Here is an 18179-nt window from a genome sequence, read left to right on the forward strand (position 1 = left end):
ATAGTTATCGCTTGTGGGGGGTAATCCAGATCTGGTCTTTAGAGGGCCGTAAGGTTTCGAACACTCCTAATTACAAACCCCGACCAACGAGGGAAACAATAAGAATGTGTTTCAGGTCTACTATTTTCCCACGCCCCAGTTTTTGTTGGGCAGTGGTCCCATCTCAAAGTACAACTTCCCACCATTCACAATGTCTTTGAAATGAATTTTCGTTCTGGTTAAGGTTTTGCCATTTAAGGTAGCAGATTGGATATAAATATTTTCTTTCGAATTATTGTGTGCTTCAATAACAAACTCTTTTCCCTTGTAAAATTTCGGATCTAATTGAATTGTGATTTTGTTGAACAAAGGACTGGTAAGATCAAGTTCAGGATTTGTTTCGGTACCTCCACGCATTTCGAATAACCCCATTGAACTCATTACAAACCATCCACCCATTTGCCCTTCATCTTCATCGCCTTCCCAAGCCTGGTAAGGCGTTGCCCCGTAAAATGTTTCCATAATATTACGCGTCCATTTTTGAGTTAGCCAGGGTTTTGCTGAATAGTTGAACAAAAAAGCGGGTTGCATGTTTATCTCATTGCCTTGATTGATGTAAAACTCATTTCGTTCACCCGTTGTACGATCTAAAGCATGAGCCGCAAATTTATATTCTTGCGATTTCTCAAAACCATCGTTTAACCGTTTATTGAACAAATCTTTTCCCATCAAATTAATTAACCCATCTACATCATGAGGAACATAAAATGAATATTCCCATCCGTTTCCTTCTACAAAAGAATTGTTTGAAAACTCATCATAGTTGGGTATCCATTTAGCCTTCGAATCTTTAGGTACTACAAATTTTAAATCGGTATTGAAAACATTGCGGTAGTTTTGCGAACGTTTAATAAAATAGTCATAATCAGCTTTTTTACCTAAGGATTTTGCCATTTGTGCTACGCAATAATCGTCAAAAGCATAATCCAAAGCTTTATTCGTTTTACCAATCTCATATGGAACATAGCCAAATTTCATGTATTCTTTCAATTTTGGATTTCCTGCTTCACCTCCATAAATAGCAACTCCTTCGTTCATCATCATAAACTTTGCAGCCTCGTAAATCTTTTCAGCAATAACTTTGTCTTTTACAATTCCTTTCTGATAAGCAGCAACCATTAAAGCTATTTCGTGCGAGCCCTCCATGATACCAGAATATTCAAGTCCAGTTGGTCCTTTACCCGTCCAGCCTGTATGCTCATGCAACTCCAATTGGGTTCCCACCCAGTTTTCCATCATATCAGGAGCAATCAAACTGAGCACACCGTTCGTATTCCAAAACGTATTCCAGAAGGCATCGCCGCCGTATATATTTTTGCAATACTTTAGGGTTTGAACCTTTTCGGCCGGATCTACGTACTTTCCATTTACATCATTCCAGGTTTGCTTAGCAGCAAAAACGCGATATAAATTGGTGTAGAACTTTGCCTTATCGGTTTCTGTGCCGCCTTCAACTTTAATAGTCGACAAAAGCGTGTTCCAGGTAGCTTCGGCATTTTGTTTAACCGCTTCGATATTCCAGCCAAAGGGTTCCATTTCTGTTTTTAAATTCAAGCGGGCCTGCTCAATACTTACCAACGAAATACCTGAACGTACATGAACCTGATCTACTTTTTGGGTCTTGTAAGTAACGAAAGCGCCAACATCTCCCTTTCCGGAAATCTCTTTGCAATTTCTGGTTAGTTTTTTTCCAACCCAGGCATTAAAACTTTGAAAAGGTTTATCAAATTGAAGTACGAAACATAATTTATAATCATTAAAACCTCCCGAACCTGATTCTGCATAGCCCTCAATTTCGGTATCCGTCACCTTCGTTATTTTAGCGTCTTTTACATTAAAATCATATTCGGTAGGAAACTGCAAATCGATCAAAATACGTGATTCCTTTTTCTCTGGAAAGGTATAACGTTGAAGCCCGCAGCGGGTAGTAACTGCCATTTCTGCTTTAACATCGTGATCGTACAGATATACGGCATAATACCCCGGAGAGGCTTTCTCTGTTTCTTTCTGGATTCGGGAATGATATCCGGCACCGGCACCTTTATAAGGTGAGTCGGTTGGCTCATCCGAATAGCTTAAATCTGCAGTGGTGGGCATCAGCCGTAAACCTGCCATGGTCCAGGCATGGATGTGACTAAAACCATCAACACTATTTATGGCATATTCATAACCTGCCATCCAGTTATATCCCTGATTGGCTCCCTGATTATCGGGGCCTAGCTGAACCATTCCATAAGGCATTGTGGCATAAGGACCCAGCATCCAACGCGAATTAGATGTTCCCATAAAAACATCTACATAATCAATTGCTTTTTTTTCTTGCGCAAACACTGCTGCGCCGAGCAGATTGAAAAGGCAAAATAATATAAGCTTAAATTTCATTATTCATTTGGTTTTGATTGTTAACAATTTTTAGTGGTAAATAGGTGAATAAGAAGGTCTGCTATCCCCAAGCCATCTCTCATGATAAGGAATAACATATCTACAACACAGCCTTAGCCTTACATTTTCACAAAATGTACAAACATATATAAATCAAGATTAAGACATCATTAACTAGCATAATACAACAAAAATAGTTAACATCCGCAGCAATCTTAACTATGTATGTACAAACATATAAATTTTATAATTACTTGGGATATTATTTTTATACTATCGCAGGTTACAATACATCGTTTACGTAGCGGACTCATATCATATTAAATCTTTGGTCGGCCGATAAGGATTTGAGTGTTTCCTGGAGGAATGAAATTTGAGGTCGGGGCCTGTTTTTGTTCAGAAGAAAAGGGGTAACTCAGGCAGTAGCCCGGCAATCAAATTCGCGTACTGCTTGGCCTGAAATGGATTGACCAGTTTTATTGAAATATGCAATTAATCGCAGTAAACCGAAATGCGCAAACGCTTCAACGCACTGCTAATCTGATTTTTTACTGTTTGAGAAGACAGCGATAATCTGGTTGAAATCTCTTCAACTGTTAATTCTTCCTCTCTGCTGAGCCTATAAACCGCTTTCATTTTTTCGGGAAGGAGATTTACTTTGCGCTTAATTTGGCAAGCCAGATCCTTTGAAATAACATGTTCAATGGTTGAGTTACCCGATTCGGACAATGAAGCCCTTAACAGAACAGACTGCTTCGCCCTGTGGTTTTGTTTTCCAACTTCATCTATAATCTTATGCTTCAGGCAGGCATACAGATAAACTGAAAAAGATTTATTGATCAGCAAAGTTCCCCGTTTAGTCCAGATATAAAAAAAAACATCATGCACAATATCTTTTGCCAGATCCTTATCATTCAACCTCTTGCAAGCTACAACATACGAGATTTCCCAGTATCGTTCGTATAGTTCATTAAATGCTGCTTTATTTCCCTGATTAACCAGGTGGACCAGATCCAGGTCGCTATTTTCTTCACCAATTGATTTAAAACGCATACAATATTCGCCAAAAAGCCCATCTCTGTAAATTTTACAGGAATGAGTTTTATTAATTTAACCCAAGAGCGAATGAGGGATGATTTTTCGGCCTAAAATAGAAACTGCTGCGCCTAAATACTCCTCAAATCCTGACTATTACTGATGCTTTTTTGACGGCAGTAAACACAGTACCTGCCGATATTGGTGGATTGCAAAGAAATAATTCATCCATTGGGCTTGTGCTCTGGCATGTATTTTATTTAACCACAGGCATCTCCAAATTACTGCTCTCCCCTGCTGTGCTTTGTTTTTACAAAAAAAAGATATCCTGCTCTAGTACTTTACACCTACTTATTCGTCTTTAGTCAACCATTTTTAAAACCAGCCCGATGAAACCAGAATTTTACAAAGTATTTGAGGTGTTTAAAAATACCATCGCTTAAGTGATCAGATGAAAAGTGAGAAGAACACCAAATTAATTTCCTTTTACGATTACCATTGCTTAAAATAATGAAATCACAAAGCGACATTGTTTTAATCGAACTGCTAAAATGCGACAGTATGCCCGCATTTGATGAGCTTTACTGTAGGTATTGGGAAATGCTATATGATATTGCCTACAAAAAACTCAAAGACAAGGATGATGCGAAAGACCTGGTTCATGACCTCTTTCTGCAGTTATGGAACAGTCGCGCCTCGCTTAATGTGTACAGATCGTTTTCGGGCTTTTTATTTGTTTCACTAAAAAACAAAATAATTGACAAACAGCGGTTAACCGCAAACCGGCTAAACAAAAATACAGACATTGCCAGTGAGACGGTTACACATCAAAACACTGTTTACGATCAGGTATATTATAATGAGCTGAATAGCTTTTTAAACCATCAGATAGATCTGCTTCCGGAAAAAATGAAAGAGATCTACCGTTTAAGCCGTGAGGAAAACCTTTCTCTGGAAGAAATTGCCAATCGCTTGTCCATCTCTACACAAACTGTTAAAAACCAGCTAACTACTGCAATTAAACGCTTACGTCAAAAAATAAGCCAGTACCTCTCTGTGATTTTATTTTAATAAAAATTTAACACCACACTAGTATTCTGTTAACACCAATTCGTCTTTAGCTTATCAACTTAAAAACATATTCCTTTGAAAGAAGAATTCTACAAACTATTTAATATACCTGAACATCCCCTTACCATCACCGATGAGCAGGAACGTGAGGAGATAAAAAACGAAATCTATCAGCGGTTACGCCAAAGCATCGACAGGCAACAATCTCCCAAAAGAAAACCGATCGCCAGGATATGGAGACTTCGATATCAGGCTGCCGCTATACTAATTGGGGTGTGTACTTTATTTATCGGCTATAGCTATTACAGAAGCACACAAAACACACCTAAGTACATCACCGTAAAAGCCGGGAAAGGAGAAGTTTTAGAGATTTCCCTTCCTGACCAGAGCAAAGTAACCCTTAATTCGGCTACCAGCATCAGATACCCTGCCAAGTTTACCAGCACCCGTGATATTTATCTGGAAGAAGGTGAAGCATACTTTGATGTTACGCACGATAAATCCAAACCATTTATTGTTCATAGCGGGGGCATCAGTACGAGGGTACTGGGCACTGCCTTTAACATCAAATCATACAAATCGCTACCCAACATTACCGTAACGGTAACCAGAGGACGGGTACAGGTAGCAGAGAAATTAAATACGCTAAACATCCTTAAACCCGACGAGCAGTTAACATTTAACAAAAATGCACACAGGGCCTTCACCAAAAAAGTAAAATCAGCCAATAATATGGCCTGGACACATGGAGATTTTAATCTGGATGGAGTTTATTTCAATGAGATTATGCTGGCTATAGCCAACCGGTTCGGTGTAAAGGTAATTTACGACCCCAAAGTATTTATCAACTGTGAAAACAGCATCCGTTTTACTAAAAAGCAAAGCCTTACAGATGTTTTACAGGTTTTAAAAACCATTCAACCTGTGCATTACACACTTAAAAAGGATGCTGTATTGATCACCGGAAAACCTTGCGACTAAGCGCATCAACAATAAACCAATAAATATATGAATCAAAAATTACAAACAAGACTAACCCGGAGGATAGCCAAACTAGGAATAGTGGCCATGTTATCGGCGGCTTCGCTCGGCACCTGGGCCCTTAACAGGATCCAGGATATCCGCACGGTTAAGGTATCCATTAGCTTTAATGGCGAAACATTAGAAAAAGCATTCGGACGGCTTAGCGAGGTTTCAAAAATGCCTTTTAATTATAACCACAATGAACTCCGCAAAATTTCGACAAAACAACTGGTTTTTAAAAATGAACCGCTCCCACAGGTTTTAAATTCAATTTTATACGGAACGCAGTTTCAGTATAAAGAGGGAGAATCGGGCGTAATTATTTTTAAAACAAATGAAAAACAAGATAAACGTGTTAACAGTATCACTAACGCTATCGATCCAATTACCATAAAAGGTATCGTTTCGGATAATGCGGGTCCGGTTCCGGGCGTATCGGTAATGGTAAAAGGTACCGGCAAAGGAACCATTACAGCCGCTGACGGTTCTTTTAGCATCAAAGCTGAAAAAGGGGAAGTATTGGTATTCTCTACCCTTGGCTATAAGACCAAAGAAATAACAGTAGATAATCAAACAACCGTAAATATATCGCTGGAGGCTTCTGTAAATTCACTGGAAGATGTAGTTGTTGTAGGTTACGGCCAGCAAAAGAAGATTAATTTAACGGGCGCTGTAGGCACGATTTCATCGAAAGACCTTGATAACAGGCCGGTTACTAACGTTACCAACGCCATTCAAGGGAAGGTTGCCGGGGTAAGTATTACCACCAGTACCGGGCAGCCAGGCAGAGATGCCGGAACGATCAGGATCAGGGGTATTGGAACAGGATTGGGTTCGGGAGGTGCGAGTGCAGCCCCGATTGTTATCATTGACGGTGTGCCGGGAGCGATGGGAGATGTAAACCCTAACGATATCGAAAGTATTTCGGTACTTAAAGATGCAGCATCGTCTGCCATTTACGGAGCAAGGGCTTCTAATGGTGTAATTTTAATTACCACCAAAAAAGGTAAGGAAGGCAGCATACAGCTGAAATATGATATGTATGCCGGCCCTCAGCAAATTATGAAGCAACCAGATTTTTTACCTTCCTGGCAACAGGCGCAATTGTATAATGAAGCAAGGGCTAACGAAGGAGCTTCTCTACGATGGACTGATAACGACATCCAGCTCTTTAAAGATGGTACAGATCAATCGGGCGCGCACCCGAACACGGATTGGGTATCTTTAATATTTTCAGAAACGGGATGGCAGCAAAACCATAATGTGAATATTAGCGGCGGTGATCAGAAATCAAAATACATGGTTTCTTTAGGCTATTTTGATCAAAATGGAAATGTAAAGGAAACCAGGTACCAAAAATACAATGCTCTGTTTAATGTCAACTCACAATTAACACCCAAATTAGGTTTGAGTGCAAAATTAGGCTTTCTATACGCGCCATTTTCAGAGCCGGTAAGTACCTATGCAACCAGCTTTGGGCAAATTATCCGTGCAGCCAACCGTATTTCGAATACCGTACCTGCAAAATGGGAAAATGGGGCTTTAGGTTATGTTTCTGACGGTAGCCCACTGGCCTGGTTAGATTCTCCATCATTCAATAAATGGCAAAACTATACTGTAAATGGTAACGTGGCCGGAGATTGGTCTCCGTTAAAAGGGTTACATTTTAAACCATCTTTCGGCTACAGATTAGCCATGGGGCAACAGCAACAGTATGTATCTGATATTCAGTATTACAAAGGAGGTGCTACCGGAACTCCGCTAACACCAACTAAATTTGAAGGGCCAAATAATTTAACTAATGCTACCGATAGAACCACCTATACCCTTTTACAAGGCGTAGCAGATTATGAAAAAAACATTGGTAAACATAATTTCAAGGTTTTAGTTGGAGCCTCTCAGGAGTACTCTATTTACAACTATTTCAGTGCACAACGCCAAAATTTCTTAAATAATGAATTAACACAAATTAATGCTGCACCTGCCCTGGGCCAATCTACCACTGGTTATGCCAACGATTGGGGATTGAAATCAGTTTTTGGCAGGTTAAACTATAATTTTAACGAGAAGTACCTATTAGAAGCCAATTTCCGTTTTGATGGATCTTCCCGTTTTGCACAAGGACACAGATGGGGTAAATTCCCGGCCGTTTCTGCAGGATGGATCATATCCAAAGAAGACTTCTTTGCTGGTGCACTTAATGCAGTTAATTCATTAAAACTGCGCGCTTCGTGGGGTAAATTAGGCAACCAGCAAATTGCCAATAACTATGCTTATTTTGAATCTATTACAGGTGGTCAAACCTATTCATTTAACCAAACACTGGTAACAGGTCTAACTCCGGGCGACGGCGCAAACCCATTATTGCAATGGGAAAAAACGCAATCAGTAGGTGCTGGCATCGATGCCACGTTTATGAACAATAAGTTAGATGTTTCGTTAGATTATTTTGAAAGAAAAACTTCAAACCCATTGCTCCGTACTCAGGCAGGGGCTGTTTTAGGTACCAGTGGCACAACTTCTTTTGTTCCGCCATATGTAAATGTTGATGGTGAGATGGTGAATAAAGGTATTGAAGTAAGCGCCGGCTATAAAGACAAAGTTGGAGAGTTTAATTATAACATTAATGGTAATTTCTCTTTCATTGACAATAAAGTTACCAAGTTAACCGGAGGTAAAGTAATTAATGATAATACCTTTTATGATGTAGGTACTCCGTTCCAATCGTTATATGGTTACGAGGCATTGGGAATTTACAAAACCCAGGCAGATGTTACCGGAACAGCTGTATTGAATAACAAAGTAGCTGCCGGCGATATCCAATATAAAGATCAAAATAACGATGGTAAAATAGATGCTCAGGACAAAGTTTACCTGGGTAATTATTATCCAAAAATCAGTTATGGCCTTTCTTTCTCCTCTAGCTGGAAAAACTTCGAACTATCCTTATTCTTCCAGGGTGCTGCAGCTGTAAAAGCCATGGGTGGTAACCTGATTGGGCGGGTTGGTCCGGATGTGGAGAAACCTACGAGCGTATTTTTAGACAGATGGACACCAACGAATACCGATGCCAGTTTCCCAAGGTTATGGTACAGTTATAAACAAAATGATCCAACCAGCACACCTTCTTCTTTCTGGGTTAAAGATGCTTCCTATTTACGCCTAAAAAACCTGACGTTCGCCTACAGCCTTCCAAAAAATATTGTAAATAAATTGGGATTGAACAATGTTAAGGTTTATTACAGCGGCCAAAACCTGTTGACTTTTACCAGTTTCTACAAATGGATTGACCCTGAACTTGGATCAGCCGGAAGCATTAACAATTACCCTCAAGTATTGGTAAATACACTTGGGCTTAATGTAACATTTTAAAAAAAGACAGATGAAAAAGAAATTAATTTATATACTTCTTGCCACAGCCGTACTCAGCAGCTGCAAAAAAGATATACTCGACACCAAACCACTAGATAAATACAGTAACCTAACCTTATGGTCATCAAAAGCGGATGCCAATGCCGCACTAACCGGATGTTACAGTGGTTGGGAAATAGGAGATAATGTGATATACGATGATTGCATGTCAGACAATGGCATTGACCAGTTTCCATGGGAAGGTTATGAAACCTTTGCTTCAGGACTGGCAACCCCTTCGGATCCGGGAGTGAACAAATATTCTTATACCACAATACAAAGATGTAACTGGTTTTTAGATAACGTGGATAAAGTGCCTGCTTCCTCGCTTGATAATACACTTAAAACAAGAATGAAAAGTGAAGCCAGGTTTTTACGGGCCTATAAATACGCTGTTTTAAGCCAGGTATACGGAGATGTGCCTCTTACTCTGCATAACCTTACCGCAGATGAGGCCAATGCCATCACCCGTAGCCCGAAAACGCAGATTGTGGATTTTGTACTTCAGGAACTAAGCAGCATTGCGCCATCATTGCCTGTTAGCTATTCAGGAAGCGATATAGGCCGTATTACCCGCGGAGCGGCACTTGCTTTAAAAGCGAGGGTAGAATTATTTAACGCCAAATACACAGACTGTATCGCTACAAGCCAGCAGCTCATGACGGGGCCATTTAACTATAGCTTGTTTCCTGATTATGAGGGAATATTTCGTCCACAAAACTCCAATAACCAGGAGGTGATTTTAGATGTACAGTATTTGCAGAACGATAATGCGGAATGGGTTCTGGGTGCTGCGCTTCCAAATTCTTATGGAGGATGGAGTTCAATGGCGCCAACACAATCATTGGTAGACGCCTATGAAACCAAAAACGGACAAACCATTCAGCAGGATGGCAGCTATAATGTCCTCCAACCCTACACCAATAGGGATCCGCGTTTAGATGCAACAGTTATCCACCCTGGCCTCTCTTACATGGGCGCTTACTTTGATCCGCTAAGTGCCAATTCAAGTGATTTAGTTGGAAATAACAATGCCTCACCAACCGGGTATAATTTTAAGAAATACCTGGCCAATATAGACGATTATAATAATACCGCCTATGGCACCGATGTTTGGAATACCGGAGGAAGTATTATTGTGATCAGATATGCAGAGGTTTTGCTTGGCTATGCCGAGGCAAAAATAGAAGCGGGCCAAATAGACGCTTCGGTGTACAACGCAATTAACCAGGTTAGGCAACGCCCTACGGTAAATATGCCAGCGGTAACTGCTACCTTATATCCGGATCAGGCTTCGCTGCGCACACTTATTCGCCGCGAGAGAAGAGCAGAGCTGGCCGGCGAAGGTCTTCGCTGGTACGACATACAGCGCTGGAAAATTGGCACACAGGCATTAAGCGGGGATGTAAAAGGCAGCTTAAAAGGAGCAGTTAATGCCGCTAACGGCGCTTTAACCCTTACTCCTAACTCTAATTTTGTTGCCGGAAACCGGACATTCGACAGTAAAAATTACTTATGGCCTATACCGCAAAAAGAAATTGACATTAACCATGCTTTGAAACAGAACCCAGGATACTAGCTGGGTTAATTTCAATGATATTTTAATGTTTAAACAAATGATAGAGGGGTAAATTATTACCCCTTTATTTTGATACCTAAATTACCACGAGTTACTTTTATAAGTACCATTATTTTCCGTCCTTAAATTAACTATCATGAAGAAAATATCTTTTATTTTACCGCTCCTTATTTTCTGCACTTACCTGCAGTTATCAGCTCAATCTGCCACCAATCAGGTATGGACAGCTGATAATGGTAATGGCACCTTTAAAAATCCTATCCTGTGGGGTGACTGGCCTGATCCGGATATCACAAGAGTAGGCGATGAATTTTATTTCGTATCTACCAGCATGCATTATGTGCCGGGATGTCCGGTATTGAAATCAAAAGACCTGGTAAACTGGGAAATGGCCAGCTATGTTATAGACCGGTATAACGAGGATCCCCGCTATGATTTAAAAGGTGGCGAAATGTACCTGAGAGGTTCGTGGGCAGCCACGATCAAACATCACAATGGTTTGTTTTATGTCGGTTTCTGTACTCCGAAATGGGAAAAGGAAAAAGGAAACTTTTCGATCAACATTGCCAAAGATATTAGAGGTCCATGGAAGCGTACCATTTTCCCCGAATATTTGTATGATCCGGGTTTATTTTTTGACGATGATGGGAAAGTATATGTTATACATGGCCAGGGTAAGTTATATGTAACCGAACTTGCTTCTGACGTGCGCTCAGTAAAAGGAGAAAACAAACTCATTTGGGATAAAAGTATCCCTACCCCAAAAGGCTCTTCGGCCCCAGGTAAGGCTTATAATATGGAGGGCTCACATATGTACAAAATCAATGGCTATTACTACCTCACCTGCCCTGCTGGTGGCACAGAAGGATGGCAGGTATGTTTGCGCAGTAAAAATATTTATGGCCCCTATGAAACAAAAACAATTGTACAGGATGAATCTTCTTATCCCAACAACGGATTGCACCAGGGCGGAATGGTTCAGCTTAAAGACGGCAGTTGGTGGTTTATCATTATGCAGGATCGGGGTGCAATTGGCAGGGTACCCAATCTTCTACCTGTAGCATGGAAAGACGGCTGGCCAATGCTAGGCAAAAACGGAAACGCAAAAGGTGTAGTGGTTTACCAGAAACCGAATGTAGCTAAAACCTTTCCTGTAAAAGTACCCGCAACTTCAGACGAATTTTCTGCCACAAAACTTAGCCTGCAATGGCAATGGAACCACAACCCTGATGATGCCAGATGGTCGCTAAAAGAAAGAAAAGGTAACATGCGCCTGCGTGCAGGCTATGCAAAAGACCTGACTATGGCCCGCAACACACTCACTCAGCGCGTACAGGGACCTGCCTCTGAAGGCACAGTAGAGATCGATTTGAAAGGACTCAAAACCGGCAACATAGCAGGATTTGGGATTTTCCAATCACCCTATGCCTATATAGCGGTACGCAAAACCGCTAGCAGCAAGGATCTTATTATGGTAAACAATGGTAAAGTAATTGATAGTATTGTGCACTTTACTCCAAACAAAATATGGATAAAGGCCAATGCCACACATACTGGTTTTAAGGCCACTTTTTCTTATAGTAACGATGGAAAGAAATTTATGCCTCTGGGCAATACTTTACAAATGGACTTAGGCCTGGCCTGGACTGCCAATCGTTTTGCGCTATTCAATTTCAGCGAAGGCAAGGAAGGTATTGGAGGTTATGCCGATTTTAACTGGTTCCATTTTAAGGGAGCGAATCCCGCATATCCACACAATGACAATAAAAACTAGTGTTGCAGCTAAATTTTAGGTGTAGCTGCTTACAATACCAGAGAACTAAATTAATCCATACTAACTGAGCTTTAATGAGTGTATCCCAAATGAACAAAAACTTATATCACCTAAAACCAATGTTACTGTTGGTAGCAACATTATGTGCTCAAACATTGTTTTCACAAACTAAAGTCCCCGGTAAAAAATGGACTGCCTGGTCTGCAAAACCTGCGCTGGCCTGGCAGGATGCTTTTGTAACCGGTAACGGCAAACATGGCACCATGCTTACCGGGAATCCTGGGGAAGAAAGGATAATTTGTGTACATGAAGAACTTTTCATCAGGGCCTGGGACCGCCACAAGGTTGCAGTTGCCAACATATCAGGCTTATTGCCGCGGGTAAGAACACTTGCTGACTTGGGTAAGTTTGACCTCGCTGCAAGCTTAAGTACTGACGAGGCAAGACGACAGTTAACAGCTATGGGTGCGCCACAAGCCTGGTCGATATCTCCGCATCCTGCCTTCGACCTTAATGTAAAGACTGAAAGCACAGGGCCTATTGCAGCTTACCGACGTGAACTAAACATGGAAACCGGTGAAGCAAAAAGCCACTGGGAAGACAAAAATGGCGCCGTTGAACAAAGTGTTTTCTCTTCACGGGCAAACGATGTAAACGTGATCCGTATTATCGGTTTGAAGGGAAAAAAGCTCAATATCTCTCTTGGGCTTAATGAAACTCCAGGACGTAAAGGTGAAGTAGCTGGACTGGATCTGAATAACGTATTTAGCAGCGTTAGCAGCAGCGCCGAACCAGGATGGTTAAAATACCATGCCAGTTATAGTCAGGACACGGGCGGTTATGATGGACTTGCCCGCGTAACTATCACCGGCGGTGAAATGAGTGTTGTGGATAATCACCTGCAAATCAAAAATGCCAGCCAGATTTTAATTGTGATGCGTATTACTCCTCTGGAGTATGGCTCAACTTCTCAGGAAATTCCGGTGCGCAATGAGCTTTCTGCATTGTCTCCGAATTACCAGGAGCTATTAATGCCGCACGCCAAACTGCATGGCGAAATGTTTAGACGGGTAGTACTTGATTTAGGTGCGGGTGCACAATGGTTAAGTACCTCCACAGAAAAAATGCTGGCTGATGCACACACGAAAGGCATTACCCCACTCTTTCTGGAACAAATGCATGCGATGGGCAGGTACCTACTGATTTCTTCATCAGGAAAATATCCCCCGCCCTTACAAGGAATATGGGGAGGTAGCTGGAATCCGGCATGGATTGGGGGCTTCGTTATGGATTCCAATGTTAATTTAGCCATATCGGCAATTTCTACAGGTGATCTGGAAGAGTGCGCAGAATCTTATTTTGGCTATGTAGAACGCCTGCTACCTGCCTGGAGGCTTAATGCCCGTAACTACCTGGGCTGCCGTGGATTTTTAGTTCCACATTACAGTGACCCTGAAAAAGGTTATCTGAATCATTTTGGCGACGGTTTTCCATGGATGTACTGGCCAGGTGGTGCCGGCTGGAATCTGATGCCGTTTTACGAACATGGCATGCTATATGGGAACCGTAACTTTTTACAGAAACGTGTACTGCCACTTTATTTGGAAATGGCTGCGTTTTATGAAGATTATCTAACAAAAGAAAAAGATGGATTTTATCATATTTCGCCAGGCATTTCCCCTGAAAATGCTACCCCTGGCAGCAATACTACTCTTTGTAAGGATGCTACTTTTGATGCAGCAATTGCCCGGGAGGTTTTTGATCACCTGTTAAAAATGGGCAGTATGTTCAACCTTGACAAGACTGATATGGACAAATGGAAACATTACCGAGACAACATTGTGCCTTACAGGATCAATGCAGATGGCGCATTAGCGGAGTGGATTCCGGCTCAATATGCAGATGAATATGCCCACCGTCATAATTCGCATATGTATCCTATTTTTCCCGGCACAGAATTTCTGCAGGCCGATGCCGATAAGTACTTATTGCAAGGAGCAAAAGTAGCACTGGCTAAACGCTTTAAATCAGATACAGAATCCGCTCACGGGCTTATTCATCTGGCGCTCATGGCTGCAAGGCTCCACGATGAAGAAAAGGTAGCGGCCAATCTCAACCGCTTTGCTCAACGCAACTATGTATACACAGGACTTTCAACCTCTCATAACCCCAACCATGCCATATACAACCTGGATTCTTCGCTGAGCCTGCAACGGCTTTTAGCAGACATGCTGGTATTTTCCCAACCTGGGCGCATTGAACTACTGCCAGCTTATTCAAGTAACCTTCCTGATGGAAAATTATCGGGAGTGAGAATACATGGCGGACACAAGCTAGATTTACAATGGATTGCTGGAAAGCTACAATCGGCCATCATCTACGCAGGAGCAAATGAGACCTGTACATTTTTATATAAAGGAAAAGAAAAAAAAATACAACTAATGGCGGGCAAGATATATATTTTCAATAGCATGTTTCAATTAACAAGTAAATAGATGCGAGCGAAAGTGCTCAATAAAAACACAGCCGAAAAGCCCGGCAATGACCACAGTAAACAAAATATTTATTTCCCAAAGTCTAGCTCTTTCACAATATTAAAAGATCATCAAGTAAACCACGATTCCAGCATGAGAATAAACTTCAGATTATTTGCCCTCCTGTTAACATTGTTTAATATATCTTACAGTTACGGGCAAGATGCTAACCCTTCGCCAAGGCTTATCCTTAATTTAAATACCAGATGGGCATTTTTTAGAGGCGAAGCCTCTGGTGCTGAAGCTGTAAGTTACAACGACAACAACTGGACTGGCGTAAGTGTTCCCCATACCATGCGGCTTGAACCAAAACACAATGGGGGAAATCAGAATTATACCGGTATTGGTTGGTACCGTCGTTATTTTAAAATCGACAAGGCCAATTCGGGAAAACGCATTACATTGAATTTCGATGGTGTACAGAAAAATTGCGAAATATATTTAAATGGAGAAAAGCTTAAAGTGCATTACGGCGGTTACCTGGGTTTTATTGTAGATATCAGCGATAAGGTAAAATTTAACGACAATAACCTACTTGCGGTTAGGGTATCGAATGTGGATGATCCATTTACGCCGCCAGGAAAAATGCAGGATAAAATGGATTTTCTTTACTATGGCGGGATTTACAGGGATGTAAGCCTACAGATAAGCAATAAAATACATATATCAGATCCCCTGGAAGCACAGCAAATAGCCGGGGGTGGCTTATTTATCACCTTCCCAGAGGTAAATAAGCAAAAGGCTACCATTAGTATCAAAACGCATGTTTTAAATCAAAGTAAAACAGCGGCTAAACTTGCTGTTGTAACAACCTTAGAGGATAAAAACGGACAAAAAATAGCTTTTGCAAGCTCTTCAACTTTACTTTCAGCATATACTGATCAGGAATACCTGCAAAAGATGGTGGTGTTAAAACCTAAATTATGGCATCCCGATCATCCTTACCTATATCAACTTGTTTCTAAAGTGTATTGCGGTAAAACATTAGTAGATCTGCTGGTTAGCCCCATTGGAATCAGAACCATTTCTTTTAGCTCGCCTGCCGGAAAAGCAAACGGTTTTTATCTGAATGGTGAAAAGTTGTACCTGCGCGGGGCCAACCGTCACCAGAGCTATCAAAATATCGGCGATGCAGCTTCTGCTTCTATGCAATGGCGGGATGCCCTGCAAATTAAAAAAGGTGGTTTTAATTCGGTCCGGGCATCTCACTATCCACAATCGCCCCGGTTTCTGGATGCCTGTGATAAGCTGGGCTTATTGGTAATTGAATGTGAGCCAGGCTGGCAATTCTTTAATAAGGATACAGTGTTTATCCAAAGAAGCTATCAGCAGGTGCGTGAAATGATCCGTCGCGACCGAAACCGCCCCTCAGTATTTTTATGGGAAACCTCACTTAACGAATCGCCAACACCTGATTTCTGGGCGAAAGAGGTGGTTCGCATTGCTCATGAAGAAATACCCGGCAAACAAATGTTTACTGCGGATGATTTCTTCGCCAAAGGGAGAAAATATTACGATGTTAGCTATAAAGTGATTAACGAAGATGCGACAGATCCAATGCCTTCTATGCCCTCACTTACCCGTGAGTGGGGTGATACCTGGATTGCTGACCCCAAAAAGGAAAACGGACTAAGAGCATCACGTATATACACTGCAAAAGGATTGATTGCTCAGTGCAAATTGAGGCAAAACGCATTGAACGGAACAATGCTCGAAGAAGAAGGTGGTTATTGGGACCATGCCAGGTTAGATGCCAATGCACGCATTGGCGGATATTTTTTGTGGAGCTTTAATGATTACACCAGGGGATCGGATCCCGTTACTGCTTTTAGTGGTGTAGTGGACATTGACCGCTATGAAAAGTTTGGCTACTATCAGCTAATGGCTATGCAAAATGCCCGAAACCCAGCTTATGGGCCAATGGTATTCATTGCCAGTTATAACAACCAGCCTGAAATTGATTCAAATCTTATTGTTTTTTCTAATTGCGACAAAGTAAGGTTGTTGCGCAACAATGTATTGTTAAAAGAAATATCAAGGGAACAAAACGCCAAAACCGCACCATTTATTTCAGGCAAAGGTGGTAGCCCCTATTTTGAGTTTAAAACAGGTTCCTACCAGGCAGGTACATTAAGGGCCGAAGGGATATTAAATGGCAAAGTAGTTTGTTCACATCTAGTCAGGACTCCTGAAAAGCCCGATCACCTGGAAATTGAAATTGCCGAAAGCGGAATTAAACCTGTAGCGGATGGCTCAGATATGGTTCCGGTATATATCAAAATATGCGACAAAAACGGGACAGTTATCACCAATACTAGCCAGCTGCAATCTTATCAGCTTAACTTAAAGGTTTCAGGGAAGGGAACTTTGATTGGTGCCAATTCGGCAAGGTTAAACATTTCCAGCCAACAAAGTGAAGGCGGAATAGGATATGGCATTATCCGTACGCTTGAAACTGCCGGCGACATCCTGATTACCGCTTCCTCTCCGGGAATTAAATCGGCAAACACAAAGATTACAACCATTCCATTTAAAGGAATTTATGCGCGGGATGGCGAGCATCCAAAATGGAAAAATGAAGCTGAGATAACCGATACGATTGGTAGAATTGCTAAACCGGATGAACTCCCTCCAATGATAAAACTAACACCAGACATGCTTAGTTCTTCGGAAAGCACAGTTACTTCCAGACTGGAAAAATTGATTGATGGTGATCCAAGAAGCATTTTAACAGTTTCAAGAGAATCGCTTCCCATTACCTTAAAAATAGATTTGGGAAAACCTGTGAATTTAAGAGGCAGCCGCCTAATTTGGGGAAAAGACAGCGACTGGTATACTTATTCACTGGCAGGATCTGCTGATGGTATACATTGGATTGATCTGATAAAGGAGAGAAAGGTTTCGGGACAGGATTATAAACCTGTATTTTACGAAGGTAAAGATAGCAGGTACTTAAAAATTAAGTTATTGGATGTTCAGCCTGAAAAAAGCAAACTGGCGATTGGTGAACTTGAGCTGTACGGTTTTTAGCTAATACTGGCAATATACCAGCAACTGGCTATCTTTTGCTAAATGCCTTTAACAATGGAAGAAAAGATTTTGGATAGCGTTTATGCGCGCCACATTGAATTGGGACAAACGCTGTAACACATTCCAGAGGGAGAAAACAACAATTGTGTTAACAGTTTGAAACAGTCCAATCTAAAACAACATTTATTGGGCTATTTGTTAGATAATTTGCAAACTGGAAATATTAAAAATCGTCCAAAAAGAAATGTTGTATTTTTTTGCAACCCGAAAAATCAAAACGACCACGTGGAAGTTTTTGATG

Annotated in this window: 9 protein-coding genes; 7 read left to right on the forward strand and 2 right to left on the reverse strand. The window is 41.2% G+C overall.

The genetic code is table 11. The features are described from left to right. Positions 1 to 120 precede the first annotated feature (120 nt). Both DBR40_RS24480 and DBR40_RS24485 read right to left on the reverse strand, forming a co-directional pair. A complete protein-coding gene (locus DBR40_RS24480) occupies positions 121 to 2421 on the reverse strand; it encodes a GH92 family glycosyl hydrolase (protein WP_124562361.1) in 2301 nt (766 codons plus the stop codon). A gap of 492 nt (positions 2422 to 2913) precedes the next feature. Then, a complete protein-coding gene (locus DBR40_RS24485; RefSeq protein ID WP_124562362.1) occupies positions 2914 to 3474 on the reverse strand; it encodes an RNA polymerase sigma factor in 561 nt (186 codons plus the stop codon). A 492-nt stretch (positions 3475 to 3966) separates the two neighbouring features. Here DBR40_RS24485 and DBR40_RS24490 point away from each other — a divergent pair, with 492 nt between their 5' ends. The 7 genes from DBR40_RS24490 to DBR40_RS24520 all read left to right on the forward strand — a co-directional run bounded on the left by DBR40_RS24490 (position 3967) and on the right by DBR40_RS24520 (position 17878). Next, positions 3967 to 4527, forward strand: coding sequence for an RNA polymerase sigma factor (locus tag DBR40_RS24490; RefSeq protein WP_124562363.1), 561 nt, complete (start codon positions 3967 to 3969; stop codon positions 4525 to 4527). A gap of 75 nt (positions 4528 to 4602) precedes the next feature. Beyond that, a complete protein-coding gene (locus tag DBR40_RS24495) occupies positions 4603 to 5508 on the forward strand; it encodes a FecR family protein (protein WP_124562364.1) in 906 nt (301 codons plus the stop codon). 27 nt (positions 5509 to 5535) lie between these two features. Next, the gene (locus tag DBR40_RS24500; RefSeq protein ID WP_124562365.1) at positions 5536 to 8922 is read left to right on the forward strand and encodes a TonB-dependent receptor; all 3387 of its coding nucleotides are present in this window, start codon (positions 5536 to 5538) and stop codon (positions 8920 to 8922) included. A gap of 10 nt (positions 8923 to 8932) precedes the next feature. Continuing rightward, complete coding sequence (locus DBR40_RS24505; RefSeq protein WP_124562366.1) at positions 8933 to 10540, forward strand: RagB/SusD family nutrient uptake outer membrane protein; 1608 nt, start codon at positions 8933 to 8935, stop codon at positions 10538 to 10540. A gap of 136 nt (positions 10541 to 10676) precedes the next feature. After that, positions 10677 to 12314 (forward strand): glycoside hydrolase 43 family protein, encoded by a 1638-nt coding sequence (locus DBR40_RS24510; RefSeq protein WP_124562367.1) that lies wholly within the window; start codon positions 10677 to 10679, stop codon positions 12312 to 12314. Positions 12315 to 12403: 89 nt separating this feature from the next. Beyond that, positions 12404 to 14809, forward strand: a complete 2406-nt coding sequence (locus DBR40_RS24515) for a glycosyl hydrolase family 95 catalytic domain-containing protein (RefSeq protein WP_158674128.1) — start codon at positions 12404 to 12406, stop codon at positions 14807 to 14809. Between the two features lie 132 nt (positions 14810 to 14941). Further along, a complete protein-coding gene (locus DBR40_RS24520; protein ID WP_158674129.1) occupies positions 14942 to 17878 on the forward strand; it encodes a glycoside hydrolase family 2 TIM barrel-domain containing protein in 2937 nt (978 codons plus the stop codon). The last annotated feature ends 301 nt before the right edge of the window (positions 17879 to 18179 follow it).

This window comes from Pedobacter sp. KBW01, assembly GCF_003852395.1.
Taxonomy (GTDB): Bacteria; Bacteroidota; Bacteroidia; order Sphingobacteriales; family Sphingobacteriaceae; genus Pedobacter.